The following is a 19,553-nucleotide window of genomic DNA, read 5'->3' as shown; positions in this document are numbered from 1 at the left end:
AGATGAATATTTTCTTCGCATCATAAAAAATAAAACAGGCCGGATAGTTTTTTACGGTTGTTTGACCAGCTCAATCATTGCAAATGCGCAAGGAAGCAGTGAAACGGTAACTTTTGATCCTTTTTGTTTTAAAATTCCTGTTTTGGGAAGTATTTCCGATCTGTTCTCAGACGTGTTCATGGCATAAATATTGGCATGGTTCAATTCCCAGATTTCGCGGGCTTTATAACCGGCAGGTATCGCAATTTCTACTTCCTGTTTCAATTCATGGGAACGATTTACCAAAGTCACAAAAATCTGTCCCTTCTGATCCAACACCGCTGCAGCATCCACAAATGATAAGAACTCCTCTCCCAACTTAATCTCATTTGCATCTCCGGCAATATTGCCTTTTACCTCAGAACCACGGATCCCAGGGCCTTTCACCAGCACATCAAGCTTCGAACCCAGCATTTTGGTTCGATATTGTTTGAATAGATAGTACAACGGAGTCAGGTACGCATCATCGGTGCCAACTGTTCTGATCAGGCCGTGTGCATTTACGGGGAAAATATAATTAGCCATGCCTACTGCGGGACTTTGGCGAATAAACGCATTCAGCATGCCCGCCGTCACCGCAACATCAAATTGTTTCCGCACCGATTGCCTGGTAAACTTGAATTCGGTTCCATTAAATATCGCATGACGGTTATTCCATTCATCTACTGATAAACGGATGGGGTTTTCGGTCCGGTTTAACTGTCGATTTATTTCGTTGAGTTGTTCTCCCAAAAGGCTCAGATGCTTTTCCATTTTAGCAGGCGCAAACAACGTACTGCCGGGACTTTCCAACACTCCATCCTTCAATTTGGAATTCACGTAATAATGCTGGGTAAGGAAATCTATGTATTCTCCGTTTCGAGACAATACTTCTTTATTCCATTTCAGGCTACGCCCAATGCCAAGCAGGCTAAGTTCCGGGTGCTGCTTCTTAATAGCACCTGCCCATATTTTCAGGCGGTTGCCATACGTGGTATCGTCTTCCTTTTCATGCCGTCCCCAGGGGCCATAGTTCTCATTACCGATACACCAATACTTAACATTATAGGGCTTGCTATGCCCGTTGTAGGCCCGTTGTTTTCCAAGGGCGGTGGTAGAATCACCGTTTACATATTCGATCCATTCAAGGGCCTCCCACAACGTTCCGCCATACTCAATACTGTTACCCATGTTTAAATTAATATAGGGCACGGTGTTGATACGTTTACACCACTGCAAAAACTCGTCTGTTCCAAATTGATAATTTTCTACCCCCTTCCAGGCAAAGGTGGGTGAAACCGGACGCAATGGCTTGGGACCAATTCCGTTTTTCCAACGGTATTCGTGCATTGCTGTACCTGCGGGCCAACGCATTACCGGAATATCCAACGGTTTCAACAATTCTGTTATGTGCAGGTTTTCCTCTCCTTTTCCATTGGTCACTCCTCCGTAAATCATACTGTCGTTCACATTCTCCAGCATTTGACCATAGATCATGGGATCGATCACCGTTTTCTTAGCAGGAATCTGAATCTGTACCAACGTTTTTTGCACCGGTACTTTAGCCGACTGGCTAAAGGTGTCAGCTACAGTTGCACATAGTAGTGTCGATAAAACTCCCGCTCCAATTTTACTAATCAGATATTTCATAGCAATTCTTTAGTTGTTAATTTTTTCCAGCTCTACCATTGCAAAAGCACAAGGTAATAATTGAACGCTGGCTTTATTTCCACGTTGTGTGAGTTTTCTGGTACTGGGTACAATTTCAAATCGGTTGTCGGCTGAATTCATAGCATTTATATTGGTATGTTTCAGCTCCCAGATGCTACCAGTCTTATATCCTGGTGGAACAAGCATTTCTACCAGTTGTGATTTATCAGGAGACCGGTTTATCAGGGCTATTACCAACTGCTTATTATCATTCACCACCGCAGCTGCATCAACAAAAGTCAACAGTTCGTCGCCCATGGTAATTTCCTGTGAATCTCCATCAATCGTTACATTAGCGTCAACAGCTGGAACGCCTGGCCCTTTCAACAATACATCCACTTTATTGCCCAGCATTTTACTACGATACTGTTTAAACAGATAATAAATTGGCGTCAGGTAGGCATCATCCGTTCCCACGGTTCTGATCAATCCATGTGCATTTACCGGAAAAATATAGTTCGCCATGCCAACCGTTGGACTCTGTCTGATAAACACATTCAACATGCCTGCTGTTACAGCCACATCAAACTGTTTGCGAACAGACTGGCGGGTGAACTTATAACTGTTGCCATCATAAACGGCATGGCGGTTATTCCATTCGTCTACGCATAATCTTACGGGGTCATCGCTTCTGTTCAACTGACGATTCAGTCCCTTCAGTTGATTACCAAGCAATTTCAGATGTGCTTCCATTTTTGCCGGTGCAAATAGCGTACTGCTTGCATTTACCAAGTTACCATCCTTCACTTTTGCATTCACATAATAGTGCTGTGTGAGATAATGTAAATAATTTCCACTGCGTTCCATAACGGTTTTGTTCCAATGTATAGAACGGCCAACACCCAACAATTTTACCTCCGGATACTTCGCTTTTATAGTGGCTGACCAGGTACGAAGGCGGTTGGCATATACAGTATCCTGATCCTGGACTCTGGCTGCGCGACTTGGCAGGTAATTTTCATTCCCAATACACCAGTATTTCACATTATAAGGTTGTTGATGACCGTTATAAGCTCTCAATTTTCCCAATGGTGTTTGTTCAGAACCGTTTACATATTCCATCCATTCCATCGCCTCCCAAAGTGTACCCTGATACAAAGGATGGCTGCCCATATTGAAGTTAATATAAGGAGCAGTTCCGACCCGCTTACACCATTGCAGAAACTCGTCGGTACCAAACTGATAACTTTCCTCCCCTTTCCAGGCCAGTGTAGGCACTTTAGGCCGCATGGCCCGCGGCCCGATTCCACTTCTCCACCGGTATTCGTAAATCACCGTACCACCAGGCCATCTCATTACAGGTATATCCAGCTCCTTAACCAGCGGCGTTATATGCAATTGTTCATTGCCCTGCATATCTGCCACTCCGCCATAAATCATGCTGTCGTTTACATTCTCCAACATTTGACCATAGATCATGGGATCAATGGGTGAAGGCTTTGACGGAAACACAATCTCCAGACTGGTTTTGTGCTGCGCCCACCCCGGTTGCGCCAGAACAAAAAGAAGCGCCCCTATTTGAAAAAATTTCATCAGCTTCAGTTATGTGAATTAATACCCATCATTTTGAACGAGGTTTTTATTAGTCTGAATCTCAATATCAGGAATGGGCCATACATAGTTGGTAGGCGCATTGAAGATTCTTGTTTGAATCACCCGCATGTCTGCACGATTCGCAACCGTCGAATAATCGGGTGTTCCGTTTTCGTCAATTACTGGGGCAGAAGAAAGATATCCGCGTGGAACCCGTCCATAACAGGGTCCGCTCAATACCTCTTCAGCAATCTTCCAACGCAGGATATCGAAATAGCGACTTCCTTCACCGGCCAGTTCTGCTTTTCTTTCTTTCCGAACAATGGAACGAAGTTCCTCAATGCTTTTTCCCTCTTCAATAACCGGCATGCCTACCCGCTGGCGCACTTTGTTGATGGCAGCGTATACGGTTTCATCAACCTGATTGCCTTCAATTTTAGCCTCCGCATAGTTCAACAATACTTCAGCATACCGAATCACGATGGGATTGATATCTGAACGGGTTGTATGTGTTTCCTTCGGATCAGCATATTTGCGCCAGCAATATCCTGAGAAGCTGGCAAAGGTATGTGTGGCATCAAGATTGGCTACACGAACAGCCGGACTTACATTGTAATTCCAGCATTGCAGGCTGTCTTTGTGGGTCTCAAACTGATACCCGTAATAGGTTGTGCCGGGCAGCGCAATGGTCATTGCCAGGCGTGGATCACGATTGGCGAACGGCTTTGCCGGATCGTACAATGGAGATTGATCGATTGACAAACCATCGATGCAATCATATGAATCGACCAGTGACTGAACAGGCATCCGGTTGCTAAACCCGCCCGCCATGCGCGAACGGAAGGTTAAGGGCGTTTCATGAAAGATATCATTGTAGTTGAACTGGATGGCCCAGATTACCTCCTTTGATGTTTTACCGGCCCTCATGGTAATATCTGCATAGTTGGGGTGCAACAGGTATTCGCTGCCTTCTAATGCCATTACGTTGCTGGCTGCTGTTGCAGCATCTGCCCAACGTTCATTATACAGGGCCACCCTTGATGCAATAGCCCAGGCCGCCCCTTTTGATACCACCATCGTATTGGGCTGATTGGTTTGCTGCAGCATATCTGCGGCTTCATTTAATTCCTTCAATATAAAATCTACCACTTCTGCTTTCGAATTTTTTGATACAAACGCATCTGACAGATTTAATGTGGTTGTTACCAGTGGTACCCCGCCATAAAAATCTGAGAGCAAACTGTAACAATAAGCCCGCAGAAATTTTGCTTCACCGGTTGCCTGTGTAACCAACGCCGTGTTGCTGGTTGTTACCCTGCTAACATTTTCCAGTAGAAAATTACAACGTGAGATAATCTGGTACATGGTATTCCAGATATTGTTCACATAATTTGTAGTTGCAGTACTCCACATGGCATGCGGTGTAACATCGCGGTTGGTAGCGATATCAGAAAACATATCAAAAACATGGATATAGGGGTTTTCGCCGAAACGAAGATTGAGCGGACTATAGCAACCGACCAATGCAGCTTTCAACTCAGCTTCTGTACGAAGGAAGGTCGCAGAGGAGGGCGCATCGAGTGGAAATTTATCGAGCTCTTTATGGCAGGACAAAAGGAGAACACAACTGAATATGAAACAAATCTTTTTCATGGCTGTTCGTTTAAAATTTAACATTCAATCCCAGCGTAAACATTTTCATCTGAGGATAATAGGCACCGGCGCTTCCTGCCGGAATTTCCGGATCCCATCCAGGCCAGAAGTCATCAATCGTGAACAGGTTTTCACCTGATGCATAGATTCTCAACGATTGAATTTTAGCCCAACTAACCCATGCTCCCGGTAAACTATAGCCGATTTGAACATTCTTCATTCGGAGATAGGCAGCGCTTTTCATCCAGTAACTGGAATTTTGTGTATTGTTAACTTCACCAAAAGCAAAGCGGGGAAATACCGAGTTGGAATTTTGGTTTTCCAGGGTCCAGCGGTTTTTCTGAAACTCATAAGCTGTACCGCCTGCCGCAAAAGGTGTAATGGCAGAACCGGCCAGATAACCATCCACTTTGCCTACGCCCTGAATGAAGGCAGAAAAGTCGATGCCTTTGTATTCAGCAAACAACCGCATACTATAAGTATACCGAGGAATGGTGCTTCCCATAATGGTACGATCGTTGTTATTCACTGCACCACTTTTATCAATGTCTTCATACCGGATATCACCTGGTTTCACTACACCATAGGTTTGCGGAGTGTGCAGATAGGCTCCACTTCCATCGAAATCACCTTCCGACAATAAACCCTGCGAACGCAACAGGAAAAGTGAATTCATCGGAAAGCCTTCCCGGTTAACGATGGTTCCGGTTTGTTGAATGCCTCTCAAGTCAACCACTTTATTTTTGACATCAGACAATACGAAGGTTGCTCCATAAGAAATGGCATTGTCGCGGTTTGTGTAATCGATTTGCAAATCCCACCCTTTATTATCCACAACGCCTGCATTTTGATAGGGCGCTTCAACTCCCATGGTGCGAGGTATGCTTAGTTGCAGAAGGATGCCGGTGGTTCTTTTCTGATAATAATCGAATGAAACGGATAGTTTTTTAAAGATCCTCGCATCGAGGCCAAAATTGCTCATGGCGGTCGTTTCCCAGGAAATATTTGTATTTGCCAGACTTAGGATAGCAGCGCCATTCTGGATCTGATCATTGGAAATATAGCGTGGTTCGAGCGAAACGATTGGCGCAAAGGGATAGTTGTCGCCGATTTGCTGATTACCCAATTTACCCCAGGAAGCTCTCAGTTTCAGCTCATTGATCCAGCTGATATTCTCCATGAAACTTTCCTGCGAAATCCGCCATCCTGCTGAGAAAGAGGGAAATGACCCCCATTTATTGCCTTTTGCAAAACGGGATGATCCATCTCTACGGATATTGGCCTCCAACAGGTATTTATCATTATAGGAATAATTCAAGCGACCAAAATAGGAAATTAGCGACCAGTCAGTAGCTGACCCACTGTTGCGCATATTACCGGAGGAACCTGCATTCAACACGGTATAATCTGGAAAAAGGAAGTTATCACGGAAGGCACCGAAACTGGAAAACTGTGCATTGGTATATTGATATCCGCCCAGTGCGGTGATGGTATGGTTGCCATACGATTTATTGAATGTTAGGTTAGCATCTACCTGATCGAACCGGTCTTCACTCATGCTTTCATCAAAAGTATTAAGTGCCGGCAAGGTAAAGCGTAAGACTCCGTCGGGATCATAGGTTCTTACTGTGTTTACAAAAGAACGGGTGCGGCTGGGTGTATAGGTGGGGGCATAGGCCACTTTCGCGGTAAGATAACTGACAGGTTTATATTCCAGCGCAAAATTACCCGCCAACGGCATGCTCTTATTTCTCCAGAAACCTCCGTCTCTCATTATGGCAACAGGATTAACACCGTTTTGTCCTTCACCATACAAACCATTGGTATACCTGGCAGCCTGTGTAGCAGGCAGCTTGTTGATAAGTCCCCATATTAAAGCTGTACCACTCGCAGACAATGCAGCACCGGTTGCACCAGGAAATTGTGGAGCAGCATTTCTTGTCTGATCTCTTATATACACGTCGAAGCTGCCACGCAGTTTGCTGGTAATCTGAATATTTGAATTCAGCCGAACAAAGAATCGTTTGAAGTCTACATCTTTGATCAGTCCTTCCTGATGTAACATACCTGCTGTGCCAAAGAATTGAATTTTATCCGTACCACCAGATACACTTACAGCATGGTTGGTTTGAATGCCTGAACCGTTCAATACTTCTTTCCGCCAATCGGTATCGGGATAAAGATCAGGATTGGTTGATTTATTGGCAATATAATCATTGATATACGCATCGGAAAAAAGTGGAGTACGGCCCACATTGGTATGGGCCTCATTGATCATTTGCATATGATCCAATCCGTTTACCATATTCGGCATATCAGTAGTACGCTGTTTACCTACATAGGCATCATAAGAAACAAGAAACTTTCCTTTTGAACCACGTTTGGTAGTAATCAGGATTACACCGTTTGCAGCACGCGATCCATAAATGGAAGCTGAGGCTGCGTCTTTTAAAACCGAGATAGATTCGATGGTTGATGCATCAATATGATCGATCGACATTACCACACCATCTACCAGCACCAATGGTTCAGAATTGTTTAAGGTACCAATGCCCCGAATGCGGATGCTTCCCCCATCAGTACCCGGTTGGCCATTGCTTTGCGTAATGGTAACACCGGGAGCCGCTCCCTGAAGTGCCATGGAAGTTTGTCCCACCTGCCGTTTAGCCATTTCCTTTCCTGAAATGGAGCTAACGGCACCGGTCAGGTTAACTTTTTTAGTAGTGGAATAACCAATCACCACCACATCGTCCAAATCAGTTGAAGTTGACTCAAGAATTACATCGATGGATGACTGGTTGCCTATTGCAATTTCCTGCATTTCATATCCAGTCATGGAGAAAAGCAGTACGCCATCTTTTGAAACATTTAGAGTAAACTTACCATTGTCATCGGTAGTGGTACCGAGCTGACTACTGCCTTTAACAACAACTGATACACCTGCAAGCGGGGTGCCATCGCTGCCTTTCACCTTGCCGGTAACCGGGGAGGTTTGCCAGGCAAAAGAGGGTGTTGCGAACAACAGCGACAATACAATCCCGACTATCAGCCGGTCAGGTTTTCGAAGCATAGAAATTTTTATCATATGGCCAAGTTTTAGTTTTGAACAATCGTTCGGTTTGATCTTATACGAGATGGGGTTTATTTATTCAGAGAAATGATAACACCGAGTTTTCCGATTAGTAGTTGCACAAGCAGGAATGTGAGGAGATAAATAATTCCCACTGCAATAAAAATCGGTTTGTAGGACAGGTTTTGGACCGTCCAGCCAACCATGAACTGCACGCCAATAGCTGTTATACCTCCCAGTGTTCCTCCGATTCCGGTAAGCGTAGCGTGCACTCTTTTGGGAAATACTTCAGCCGGTATGGTAATGTTTCCCCAAAGGCCATGTCCAAACATTACCCCTGCAATAGCCAATATGGCGATGGCAACATGCGTGGTGTTGAACAGAAGAAAACAAAATAGCGGAACCAGTAAAGAGGCGAGCAGCATAGTCGTTTTGCGAGATCGGTCAAGTGTCCATCCTTTGTTGATTAGTGCTCTAGGAATAATACCTCCGGCCACCGTTCCAAGGGCTAGTGCCACATAGGGAATCCATGCGAAGTATCCCAATTCACTCAAACTCAGCCCCTGTTGTTCCTGCAAATATTTGGGGATCCAGAAAATCAGAAAATAGGTACAGGGATCGATCAGAATCCTGGCAACATAACAGCCCCATGCCTGGCGTTTTCTCAGCAATTGCCAAAACAAGTGACCATTGCCGGTAGTTCCGCTTTCCGGTTCTTTATCTTCTTCAATCAATGCCAGTTCTTCAACTGAAATGCGTGGATGCTGAGAAGGAATGTAATAATGCCGCCACCAGAAAAACATCCATACCGCACCCAATAATCCAGTAATCACAAAGGCCATTTGCCAGTTAAAAGTGATGGCAATAAAACTTACCATCGGAACCGCAAGCGCTGCTCCGGCGGAGGATCCTGCATTCAACAAACCAATTGCCAGCGCTCGTTCTTTTACAGGAAACCATTCTGAAGCCGCTTTTACACCAGCAGGGAAATTGGCTGATTCTGCTGCACCGAGAAAGAAACGGAAGATGGAAAATTGCATAACTGTTTTAGCAAATCCGTGTAAAACATTGGCAATCGACCAACCACCTACGAACCAAAAAAATCCTTTTCTGGTTCCCAGTCGATCGATAATTGTTCCACTGATAGCATACATAATCGTATAACTCAGCAGGAATGCCGAAGTGATATAGGAATAATCCATATCAGAAAGGCCCAGTTCCTTTTGTATGGTGGGAGCAAGAACTGACAACACCTGCCTGTCCAGGTAGTTTAACGCTGATACAAAAAACAACATGGTAGCAATACCCCATCTTACAGATCCGTTTCGTTTATCCATGCCCAATATCTTTAAATGGATTGAAATGACTAGCCGTAGCACCTGATCCATCCACCTTATGAAGAATCAGCTTATCATCCGCTTTCATTGCATCGTCAGGCATGCCCAATAGGTATTGTCCCTGGTCGATCAGTTGTTTTCTTACGAAGGCAGTATTTACTTCGCGGGTACTGCGTTGATCTTTAACAATGGAAGCTATGGCAACACCAGCACCTTGTCCGATTCCCATACAGGTAGCCATTACCCTTGCTGAACCGAATGCATTATGGGTAGCGGAAATCGCTCTCCCGGCTACGAGTACATTATTAAGTCCCTTTGGGAGAAGACTGCGGTATGGAATTTCATACACAGCTTTTCCTGAACCTGTAAAAACCTGATTTTCCCCTTCAGGTGGATGAATATCAATTGCAAATGTGCCACAGGCAATACCGTCTTCAAAAGCACGGTTTGATAATACATCTTCTTCAGTAAGTTCATAATCACCAATAATATGACGGGTTTCTCTTACACCAACCTGCACTCCTGTATCCACAATAAATGAATGTTCAAATCCACCTACATATTTCTGTAAGAATTTGTGGATTTCCCAGGCCTGCACACGGGTTTCAATTTCGGCTCTCGTAAGATCGGCGGCATTCGTACCATCAATCCCCTGCAGGCGGGTTGCATTCACCGCAATCTGTCCCTCCATAGGAAGTTGATAAAATAAAATTCTTGGCGCTGCATCTTTGGGGAATTCACCATTTTCCATTCCCATTTTTACCAACTCCTTTAATCCAAGGAATGCCAGTGCTTCACTGGAATCAATTTCTTCATCAGTTGGTGAATCCTTCAGCAGTTCACGATTGTTTTTCATCCATTTCCGGAGGTCTGCGACATTAATGCCACCAATCCGGAAAAACAGGGTAACGGGTTGCATGGCTCCGTCCTCTTTTCTTCCTTTCACAAAAGGAGATTTTGCCATAGCTACAATGTCTGCATCTGCCGAGCAATCAATAATATATTGCGGACAAATAATCTGGCGTCCTGATTTATTTTCTATGATAACACCGGTAACTTTTTCACCTTCTTTGGTAACACCTACCGCCCAGGTATGCAATAATAATTCAACCCCTGCTTCTTTCACCATTTCAAAAAGCAGGTATTTCATTCCTTCAGGGTCAAAAGGGGTCATAGAGGCATTATCAAAGGTCAGATCGGTTACATGGCCCTGAGAAGATTTCAACTGAACCAGCCGGTCAACCAGTTCACCGGCTATGCCTCTGATTACCTGTTTACCCATTATATCATGAAAAGTGAACATAGGATTTACCATGGCAATAGTCAGATTGCCGCCCAGGAACCCATATCGTTCCAATAATAATACCCGTGCTCCGTTCCGTGCAGCTGCGATAGCTGCTCCGAGTCCGGCCGGGCCTGCCCCTACCACCAACACTTCTGGTGTGTTATAAACAGGTAATTGCTTTTTCTCTTCTTCAATAAATCTCATAAAATTTTAGTTGTATTGACAAGTTTCTGGAATACGCAAAATGCTTGCGGAAAAGGAAGCCTTAACAATCGTTTTTGAGGTGAAACCCGACTTTCAATTAGGAATTAAAAATCCGGGTATTGAAATCAATTCTTTGACTAAACTATCCGTTTAGCTCATATAAAACAAAGAGTTAGGTATGAATTTTGGGAAATTGGATTGGGAACATTCCCGCAACCGTTCCCATTTTAAACTATCTTTATTCAGCTCTCTAAAATATCTTTAATCATGCAGAAACATCAGGTAACCATCATTGATATTGCCCGCAAAATGGGGATTTCGAAATCAACCGTTTCCAGGGCATTAACCAATAATGCGAATATCAAACCGGAGACAAGAGAAGCGGTTATACGGGTGGCAAATGAAATGGACTACCAACCCAATATGCTGGCATTGGGATTGATCAAAAACGAAACAAGAATGCTGGGGGTGATCATACCTGATATTGAAAAACCCTTTTTTGCTTCTATAGTCAGTGGCATTCAGCATGCAGCAGCACGTATGAATTATCGGATCATCATCGCGCAATCAGATGAATCTCCAGAAATAGAAAAGGAAAATATAAAAGCGCTGATGTTAAGTCGGGTGGATGGATTTTTAATTTGTCATACCCGTGATACCCGTGATTTTGAACAAATCAAACAGCTCCACAGTAAGGGTGTGCCATTGGTTTCTTTCGCCAGAATCTGCCAGGAACTGCCTATACCAAAAGTAGTGGAAGATGATTTCAACGGATTGTTTACAACAACACAACACCTGATTGAAAGAGGGAAAAAAAGAATTGCACTATTTGCCGGACCTAAACATTTATTGGCAAGCCGATTGAGATTAAACGGATATAAAACTGCCCTTCAGCAGCATAATATTCCATTTAATCCAAAACTTGTAAAGCATTCAAAATTTCTTACCGAAAATGTGGAAGAAGCAATGGAATATTGGCTGAATTTACCCGAACCGCCCGACGGCATTTGTACAGTATACGATGGCGGCGCAATTAAAATTATTGAGATCCTGAAAAGAAAAGGCATTAAAATCCCTGAACAAATTGCAGTAACCGGATTTGGAAACGATTCCTGGGCCTCCATCATTGATCCGGGATTAACTACCTATGAACAAAAGCCATTTGAAATTGGCCAGATTGCAGGTAAGTTTATGCTGGAATTATTAACCAAAGGGAAACCATCAATGTACTCTCAGCTCACCATCAGTAAAGGATCACTGATTGTGCGACAATCATCCTAATGCGTATGAAACGAATATCCATTATTGCTTTAGCAGGACCGCTGGCTGACGGAACGCTATTGTTTATTCCTCACCGAAAATGGAACCGTCTTCCGTTTTGATGTGCACCATGCGGAGTGCCGACCATCTTCATTATTCTGATGGTGTGCAGGTAATTGCCTGGAAAAGAAATTTGCATTTCTGACGCATATAGAACCTTTTTTTGTTTACCAATTTCTACCTGCGGTTATAGTATAGTATAACCTGATAAACCATGTCTTTTAACCTGCGCTTTATTCCGGTATTTGTGCTGATGGCATGCATGTACGCCTGCAATAATGATATCAATCCGGAAACCGATCAACTTGAAACTTCCATGGAAAACTCGAACCCACCGCAATCTCAGAGTTCCGAAATCCAGCAAAACGCTCCCCAATTTGCTGAAGGAAAGGATTACTTTCTGTTCAACCGTGTCAAAATCATGGACCTCCAGGCATTCTCCCAACCGGCAGAAGCCTACAGTATTCTGCTTCCGAAAGACTGGCAATCTGAGGGAGGAGTAATCTGGACTGCACCCGGACAAACATGCGCAGGAACCAATATGAATTTCTCTGCACAGTCGCGGGATGGTGAATTCAATTTTCAGATCCTTCCCAATATTATCTGGAGCTATAGTACAGACCCACAGGTAAATCAATTACAACAAAGCTCCCAATACTGTGGCAAAGGACAACCAATTGATGCCCGTCAGTATCTAGACCAGGTATGGCTTCCGGAACTCGGCAATGCAACCCTGATTGAAGCCAAAAACAATCCGGATGTCGTTAAAGCACATAGCGAAACGGATGACAAAGCAAGAGCTGAATTGATGCGCTATGGAGCAGCGCAGGTAAACTACCGGCATACTGCCTTAACAGCAAAAGCCAACATTGGAAATGGCAAAGCTGCCATCCTTATCTGTGGGGTAACAAACGCTGAAGTGTATATTCCAAATGTTTACAATGGAAGCATGGGCATCAGCTATACCAGTTCAGCCAGTCGCATGCTCTTTACCTATCCTGAAAATAAGACCGAAGAAGCCGAACAAATAGCCAGCATGATCATAGGCAGTATCCGAACAAACCCAGACTGGAAAGACGCTACGAATAATTACTGGAGAGCCGTGAGGGAACAAAAGCAAAGTGAGCATCTTGGAAAAATCCGCCTGATGGATGAACGCACCCGGCAAATAGGGGAACAAACCATTGCAGCCGGAAATCGTCGTCTGGCTGATATGGATAATCAGCTGCGTAGTTGGGAAGCAAAACAAAGCTCCCAGGACCGTATGCATACCAATTTCATTAAAACCATCCGCGAAGTGGAACATTACCGGGATGAAAATGGAACTGTCGAATTAAGTTCGGGTTATAACCATGCCTGGAGCCGCAGTGACGGTTCCTCCTTTCTGCTTTCCAACAGTCCGAATTTCGATCCTTCTTCCGTCTTCCAGGATCAGCGGTGGAAAGAAATGCGGAAGATTGAGTAATTTGACTCAACGGCTTTTTTGAATAAATTGGAAACACCGTGTGCGGAAGCAAATTCTTTACTTGTTTTCCGGCTGGCTTCCGAAAGCGTTATAGTAAAAAACCTGGTCGCCGATTTTTCCTGAAAGGTCGAAAAGTCCGGTTTGTTGAGCCATGATTGCCGGCTCCGGTGCAGGTCCGGCACAGGTGCGGTACAAGTCCGGGATAAGTCCGGGGATGCTGGGGAAATCACCCACTGTTCTCCTTATGTTCCCGGTTAGAAACTATTAAAAGGCAGCTCATCTGTTCAAGACGGCTGAGAAGGCATTTAAAACGCAAAGAGAAGGCAACTAAAAGTATGGTGGCTATCTGATTACGTAATTCGCAGTTAGTTCTTTCGCAGGATGATTAAACACTGCTGAAGTATCTCCCTCTTCAATTACTTCGACCAGGTACATGAAAATGGTTCGGTCAGCCACCCGCTGCGGGAAGCCGAACAGCTTTAAAGAATCTACTCTTTTTCCACTTTCTGATAAACCATTTAAGAGGTTGGTACATGGAATGTATTTCCTGGAAAATAACTATGACGGTGCTTATTAATGGGCCAATGCGAAAGAGAATGCTGATAAGATGGATGAAGCGGTAGTGACAGGCAAAACCCAGATATTTATTCCTCGTAATTAAAGGATAAAAGACGCTTATGAATAAAATTCCGATCTGCGTCTGTTTTCGCTAATTCCAATGCTTTATTAAGGCTAATTCTGGCATGCAGATTATCTTGCTCCCAATACAATTCCGCTAATAACATAAAATAATAGGGACTTTTAATCAGCCGCAACTTTTCTGCTGATTCAATTGCCAACTCACTACCATGTACTTTATAAACAGCATATACCCTGTTTAAAGCCGCCACCTGCGATGGATACTGCTTCATCAACTGATCGTATAGTTCAAGAATGGATTCCCATTTTTCAGGACTGTCCACCTGGTGGGTATGCCAATATGCAATGGCTGCTTCAAGATGATATCTCGAAACATACTGGCCCACACTGGCCCGATGTAAATACTGCGCACCTTTCGTAATCAATTCCCGGTTCCATAAAGAAGTATCCTGCTCACTATATAAAACCCAATTTCCAGTAGCAGATTTTCGTGCCGGAAAACGGGATGCATGAAAACAAAACAAGGCCATCAAAGCCTGAACCTCGGGTTGATTTGTTTCCTTTAATTCAGTTAGCGAATACGCAAGCCGCATCGCTTCAAAACAAAGCTCTTCACGAATTAATTCATTATTGGTTTCTGAATAATAACCTTCCGTAAACAATAGATAAATTGTAATAAGTACATTTTGCAATCGGTTTATTAATTCAGCTCCTTCAGGAAGTTCTAATTGAATTCCTTCTGTCCTGATTTTTTCCTTTGCCCTGTACAATCGCTTATTAACGGCCTCCTTTCCTGCCAGTAATGCACCGGCAATTTCATCAATCCCAAAACCACAGCAAACACGCAGTGCCAGCGCAACCTGCGATTCAGCAGATAATGCAGGGTGACAAACTGCAAACAGCATCCGCAACTCATCATCCTGAACCCTTGGTAATTCCATATAAACTTCAACCTCTCCCCCTTCTCCCTCCTCCCTTCTCCTTTCTCCCTCCTCCCCCTCCCTTCTACTCTTTTCCCTTCTTAATCGGTTAATTGCTTTATTCTTTGCAACCCGAAACAACCAGGCCGAAGGATTCGCCGGCACCCCCTTGTATGGCCAGGTTTCCAATGCTGCCAGAAAACATTCACTGGCAATATCTTCCGAATCTCCCAAATATTCCAAACCGAAATTCCGGCAGAGCATCGCCGTAATTTTCCGGAATTCGGTCCGGAATAAATGGGGTACCAATTGTTCTGTTCCCATCTTAATGGATGCCATCTCCGCTGGCTATTTTCCTCACTTCCACACTATTGCCAACTCCCTGTAAAACCGGACTTCCCTTGGCAAATTCCACCGCCTCTTCAACCGAATCTGCTTTTACAATGATATACCCGCCCAGGGTTTCCTTAATATCCCCAAATGGGCCATTGGTAACAAGCAGTCCTTCAGCTGCAGCCCGCACAACTTTCGCATCCTCGAACGGTAATCCATTTCCACCTACAAACTTGTTTTTGGCTGCAATGGTTCCAATCCAATCCATGGTCTGTTTCATCCATTCCTGAATTTGCTCGGGTGAGGCCTGCTTTTGTCCGTCTTCATGTCTGAAAATCAATAAATACTCCTGCATCTTAGATTTTTTTATAATTAATAAGTTGTCTTACCTCTATATAACAATCCGGTTCTATTAAATAGGACATTCATTTCCGTAAATTTAATATCCTTACCTGCAAGCAACTACTATGGATTACCTGCAAAACACCGATCTACTGTCAATTTCACAGCAAATCACCCTTCAGAAAGGAGAATTTTTCCTGCGAGAGGGGCAGGTTCCCAGAAAGTTTGCACTTGTCCAAAGCGGGCTCTTTCGCTATTATTACCAGAACGACAAAGGCATTGAATTCACTAAAAGTTTTATCTCCGCCGACAATGTGCTGGCATCCTATACGGCCATGTTACACCAAACCCCTTCCTTGTTTTTTATTCAGGCATTGGAAACGTCTACGCTGCTTGAAGTTAATTATGTCAGCTGGCTAAAACTTCAGGAATCCGATAAAACCATGGATAAATTTCTGATCAATGCCCTGGAAAAAGGGTATGCCGCTAAAGAAAAAAGAGAACGTGATTTACTGCTGCTGGATGCAGAAGAACGATACCAGAATTTCAAACATGAATTTCCGGGTCTGGATAAACGTGTTCAATTACAACATATCGCTTCCTACCTGGGAATACAACCAGAATCGTTGAGCCGGATCAGAAAAAAACAAAGCAGTTAACATAGATCAATTTTCTACAACCCGCTCGCAGATAGTTTCGTGTTAAAATTACAACACGATGAATCTGCAAAACAATACTATTCTCATCACTGGTGGAAGCTCGGGTCTGGGTCTTGAAATGGCAAAACAATTCATAAAACTTCAAAACAAGGTGCTGATTTGCAGTCGCAACAGAGATAAACTCGAAGCTGCAAAAAAAAGCTTACCTGAATTAATTACCTATGTCTGTGATCTTAGCAAAGAAGCTGAACGAAAAAACTTAGCCGCCTGGATTCAATCCAACTATCCTTCCCTGAATATGCTTATTAATAATGCCGCTATCGTACATAGAAACAATTTCAGCAATGATCCTGATGCATTTGAAAAAGCAGTAAATGAAATTCAGACAAACCTGCTTGCACCCATTCACCTGACCAAATTATTTCTTCCAATGCTTCAGCAACATTCTACCAACAGCATTATAAATATTAGTACCGGTCTTGTATATACGCCACGCGCCTTGTACCCTATTTACAATGCAACCAAAGCAGCTCTACATTCCTTTACGCAGGCACTTCGTCACCAAATCAATCCATCCAATACCAACATTATTGAAGTTTTATTTCCTGTTGTAGATACTCCCTGGCATGAGGGAAATGCACCAAAAATTGCCATCAGCCCGCAAAAGGCGGTGAAAGAAATGCTGGCGCGATTGCATCAAAATAAATTGGAAATCAAAATAGGCGCAGTAAAACTCCTCTATTATTTATCCAGGATCGCACCAGGATTCGCCTTCAAAAAAATCAATTCCCTGAATTAATGCTGGATTGTGAAAACTCCTGAAAGCCTTTTGCATTTATCTGATTATCGAGTGCATGCAGGATATCCAGTTTTTCCCGCTGGGTAAGATGAAAATTTAATGCTGCCTTCATCTCTTCCTTCTCCGGCAGATACTGAAAACTGATGCGGGAAAATTGTCCGGGTAATAAATCACTTACCATACCCAATTGATCCTGCTGATTATACTGTTGCATTTTATACCAGTTAAGCTGTAGTAAAAGCAAAGGCTTGGTAACAATTTCAGATACCGCCTGCGATTCAAACGGATATTCCCAACCCCCACCCTGCCTGTCTTTAATTTGTAGAAAGGTAACGCCGCTTGTATTATCCCTGATCCAGTCACGGAAAACATGAATAAAACGAACTGCTGTTTCAATTCCATAATTATCTCTTAATCCGGCATCCATCACATCAATTACGGGTTCGGTTGGTAACCAGACATTTGGTAAAACATAGGGAAAAGTTGCATTCATGCGAAGTGCCGTGAGTAAACGAAGATTCATCGGATCCTGCTTTTCCAGTAAAGCTGCAAAGTCAACTGCATCCGGATCACCGGCCAGTTGAAGTGCCGGATCACCCGCCGGTTTCATTAAAAAACTAAGCGGATGTGTACTGATTAACATCTTCCTGCCATCCCTGGTTATTACAGAATTGAAAATCATGGTTGGAATCAATGCCTGTTTCTCCTCTGTTTTCAAAGCACTTAATTCTTTATCCAGTAAAAGCCGGGTGTTTTTATTCAACTGTTGTTCAAAAGAATAGGCCCGATCCTTCACATATTCATAGTCGCCCACTTTAAACTTTTGAGCGGGAGCTGCCAAATCCCTTGCCACAAAGGAAGAAAAAGTTGGATTTAATAAATCTTTCGATATATCATCCACATATATTGGGTCCTGCAAACGAACAGGTTTTCCCAAATCGCGCTCTCTGGACAATGCCCTGAAATAGGCCGCACCCAACATTCCTCCGGATGCACCGGTAATCATAAAGGTTTTACGCATCAGTTGTCCCCCGCATAAACTATCCAGTTTTTGCATTACACCCATGGTAAAAGTTGCACTTCGGGTACCCCCTCCGCTAACATTAATTATGAATAGACGGGGTTTCTCAAGAGCCTGTCTTCTTTTCCAATTTTCCAACACCTCAATCATAGCTGCTGAATCATGGGCAATCCGGTCGGGTGAACCCAATTTAGCCAGCTGTTCTGCAGAATATTCCGCTTTCTTAATCTCTTTTCCATAATTCAATCCATAGGCCTTATTGGTTGGATCGATTACACCAAACCGATACAATACATTCAGCACAATAATCAGCACTACGGCAAAAGGTACGCTCCAGCTTTGTAAAAAATAAGAGAAGGCACCGGCAACTGAAACCAGTATGGCGAAGAAGATGGTTATGCTTGCTGCAGCCGGTAATTGAAACATTTCATAATCGAGCAGAAATCCCACCAGCATTAAAAAAACAAAGGCAATAAAAATAGAAAGTACTGCTGCAAAATGATGGCGACTGAAAATACTTTCCAGAAATTCCTTGCTATAATGCGTTACATCCCGCACTGCTTTTACATTCAGCCTTCCGCTCAAATAGGTGGTTACTTTGATAAGCCGACTCCCGCCACTGTTCAATACAATATGTGGTTTCACCCCCTTGTGCAGCGCCATGGGGCCCGTATTGAGGCTGATCATATTCCGGGCAATAGTGATATCCGCTCCAAAAAAATAGCCGAAAGACAGAAACACAATCAATATAAAGCCAATCAGAAATCCGCCTGCCAGTGTCAAAACTTCAGGTAGCGATAACAATTCTTTATGCAGATCAAAATCGACGGCGTGAAAAAAATAATAAGCCAGAAAAATAATCGGAATTACTGCGTTGTTGATGCAGTATTTAAGGAATGGTCTTGTGGTGGTTGCCAAAAACCTAAAATGCCGGCAGAATAGAATAAATGTGGTGATATTCCAGCTCATGATGAATATCCCGATTGATATACCAACAATTCCGGCAGAAACAGCGTTCACACTCCCCAGGTATTCGGGCGACAAATACAACGAATCAACTCCAAAACTTGCCATAAAGTTTCCGCTGACCGCACCGAATAAAGCAAACCAGAAGATCAGCAAAATCTGAAACTTCTTGAAGTGGAGCAGCACCAATTGTACGGCAAAGGAATAAAATATGGCTTTGAGGCGGCGCTTCATAGTGGTTTCAAGATACACTCTTAGAACGTTTAGACAAGGCGCAAA

At 43.6% G+C, this 19,553-nt stretch carries 13 protein-coding genes; 4 read left to right on the top strand and 9 right to left on the bottom strand.

All coding sequences use genetic code 11. From position 1 onward, the window contains the following. Positions 1–51 precede the first annotated feature (51 nt). From B2746_RS21745 to B2746_RS21720, 6 genes are read right to left on the bottom strand one after another with little or no spacing between them, the layout of a single operon-like run. Positions 52–1,668: an alpha-L-arabinofuranosidase C-terminal domain-containing protein gene (locus B2746_RS21745; RefSeq protein WP_290799068.1), complete on the bottom strand. Its 1,617-nt coding sequence runs from the start codon at positions 1,666–1,668 to the stop codon at positions 52–54. Positions 1,669–1,677: 9 nt separating this feature from the next. Next, the gene (locus tag B2746_RS21740; RefSeq protein ID WP_290799065.1) at positions 1,678–3,261 is read right to left on the bottom strand and encodes an alpha-L-arabinofuranosidase C-terminal domain-containing protein; all 1,584 of its coding nucleotides are present in this window, start codon (positions 3,259–3,261) and stop codon (positions 1,678–1,680) included. A gap of 18 nt (positions 3,262–3,279) precedes the next feature. Continuing rightward, positions 3,280–4,914, bottom strand: coding sequence for a RagB/SusD family nutrient uptake outer membrane protein (locus B2746_RS21735; RefSeq protein ID WP_290799062.1), 1,635 nt, complete (start codon positions 4,912–4,914; stop codon positions 3,280–3,282). Positions 4,915–4,924: 10 nt separating this feature from the next. Further along, on the bottom strand, positions 4,925–7,999 hold the full coding sequence (locus tag B2746_RS21730) for a SusC/RagA family TonB-linked outer membrane protein (protein ID WP_290799059.1): 3,075 nt from the start codon (positions 7,997–7,999) through the stop codon (positions 4,925–4,927). A gap of 56 nt (positions 8,000–8,055) precedes the next feature. After that, entirely contained in the window at positions 8,056–9,321 is a 1,266-nt protein-coding gene (locus B2746_RS21725; protein ID WP_290799055.1) for an MFS transporter, read from the bottom strand. After that, positions 9,314–10,810: an FAD-dependent oxidoreductase gene (locus B2746_RS21720; RefSeq protein ID WP_290799052.1), complete on the bottom strand. Its 1,497-nt coding sequence runs from the start codon at positions 10,808–10,810 to the stop codon at positions 9,314–9,316. Before B2746_RS21720 ends, B2746_RS21725 begins: the two co-directional genes overlap by 8 nt. Positions 10,811–11,077: 267 nt before the next feature. Between B2746_RS21720 and B2746_RS21715 the strand changes: the two genes are divergently transcribed. Then, positions 11,078–12,091, top strand: a complete 1,014-nt coding sequence (locus B2746_RS21715; RefSeq protein WP_290799049.1) for a LacI family DNA-binding transcriptional regulator — start codon at positions 11,078–11,080, stop codon at positions 12,089–12,091. 253 nt (positions 12,092–12,344) lie between these two features. Continuing rightward, positions 12,345–13,595 (top strand): hypothetical protein, encoded by a 1,251-nt coding sequence (locus B2746_RS21710; RefSeq protein WP_290799046.1) that lies wholly within the window; start codon positions 12,345–12,347, stop codon positions 13,593–13,595. Between the two features lie 644 nt (positions 13,596–14,239). Here B2746_RS21710 and B2746_RS21705 read toward each other — a convergent pair. Further along, a complete protein-coding gene (locus B2746_RS21705; protein WP_290799044.1) occupies positions 14,240–15,493 on the bottom strand; it encodes an RNA polymerase sigma factor in 1,254 nt (417 codons plus the stop codon). Next, complete coding sequence (locus tag B2746_RS21700) at positions 15,480–15,842, bottom strand: YciI family protein (protein WP_290799040.1); 363 nt, start codon at positions 15,840–15,842, stop codon at positions 15,480–15,482. Before B2746_RS21700 ends, B2746_RS21705 begins: the two co-directional genes overlap by 14 nt. A 112-nt stretch (positions 15,843–15,954) precedes the next feature. On the opposite strand from B2746_RS21700, the gene B2746_RS21695 reads away from it, so the two are divergent. Together B2746_RS21695 and B2746_RS21690 are read left to right on the top strand one after the other, a co-directional pair. Further along, the gene (locus tag B2746_RS21695; protein ID WP_290799037.1) at positions 15,955–16,488 is read left to right on the top strand and encodes a Crp/Fnr family transcriptional regulator; all 534 of its coding nucleotides are present in this window, start codon (positions 15,955–15,957) and stop codon (positions 16,486–16,488) included. A 58-nt stretch (positions 16,489–16,546) separates the two neighbouring features. Next, complete coding sequence (locus B2746_RS21690) at positions 16,547–17,287, top strand: SDR family oxidoreductase (RefSeq protein ID WP_290799033.1); 741 nt, start codon at positions 16,547–16,549, stop codon at positions 17,285–17,287. On the opposite strand, the gene B2746_RS21685 is transcribed toward B2746_RS21690, so the two are convergent. Next, positions 17,271–19,508, bottom strand: coding sequence for a patatin-like phospholipase family protein (locus B2746_RS21685; protein WP_290799030.1), 2,238 nt, complete (start codon positions 19,506–19,508; stop codon positions 17,271–17,273). The two genes, B2746_RS21690 and B2746_RS21685, sit on opposite strands and share 17 nt — an antisense overlap. Positions 19,509–19,553 lie beyond the last annotated feature (45 nt).

The sequence above is a fragment of the Flavihumibacter sp. UBA7668 genome (assembly GCF_002483205.1).
In the GTDB taxonomy this organism is placed as follows: domain Bacteria; phylum Bacteroidota; class Bacteroidia; order Chitinophagales; family Chitinophagaceae; genus Flavihumibacter.
The sequence above is the reverse complement of the archived record's forward strand: the minus strand, read 5'-3'. Positions and strand labels throughout refer to the sequence as shown.

Excerpts from the sequence above, each read along its gene's own strand:
- B2746_RS21715 (WP_290799049.1), top strand. The coding sequence starts at position 11,078 with ATGCAGAAACATCAGGTAACCATCATTGATATTGCCCGCAAAATGGGG.
- B2746_RS21725 (WP_290799055.1), bottom strand. The coding sequence starts at position 9,321 with ATGGATAAACGAAACGGATCTGTAAGATGGGGTATTGCTACCATGTTG.
- B2746_RS21735 (WP_290799062.1), bottom strand. The coding sequence starts at position 4,914 with ATGAAAAAGATTTGTTTCATATTCAGTTGTGTTCTCCTTTTGTCCTGC.
- B2746_RS21720 (WP_290799052.1), bottom strand. The coding sequence starts at position 10,810 with ATGAGATTTATTGAAGAAGAGAAAAAGCAATTACCTGTTTATAACACA.
- B2746_RS21700 (WP_290799040.1), bottom strand. The coding sequence starts at position 15,842 with ATGCAGGAGTATTTATTGATTTTCAGACATGAAGACGGACAAAAGCAG.
- B2746_RS21685 (WP_290799030.1), bottom strand. The coding sequence starts at position 19,508 with ATGAAGCGCCGCCTCAAAGCCATATTTTATTCCTTTGCCGTACAATTG.
- B2746_RS21710 (WP_290799046.1), top strand. The coding sequence starts at position 12,345 with ATGTCTTTTAACCTGCGCTTTATTCCGGTATTTGTGCTGATGGCATGC.
- B2746_RS21690 (WP_290799033.1), top strand. The coding sequence starts at position 16,547 with ATGAATCTGCAAAACAATACTATTCTCATCACTGGTGGAAGCTCGGGT.
- B2746_RS21695 (WP_290799037.1), top strand. The coding sequence starts at position 15,955 with ATGGATTACCTGCAAAACACCGATCTACTGTCAATTTCACAGCAAATC.
- B2746_RS21705 (WP_290799044.1), bottom strand. The coding sequence starts at position 15,493 with ATGGCATCCATTAAGATGGGAACAGAACAATTGGTACCCCATTTATTC.
- B2746_RS21745 (WP_290799068.1), bottom strand. The coding sequence starts at position 1,668 with ATGAAATATCTGATTAGTAAAATTGGAGCGGGAGTTTTATCGACACTA.
- B2746_RS21740 (WP_290799065.1), bottom strand. The coding sequence starts at position 3,261 with ATGAAATTTTTTCAAATAGGGGCGCTTCTTTTTGTTCTGGCGCAACCG.
- B2746_RS21730 (WP_290799059.1), bottom strand. The coding sequence starts at position 7,999 with ATGATAAAAATTTCTATGCTTCGAAAACCTGACCGGCTGATAGTCGGG.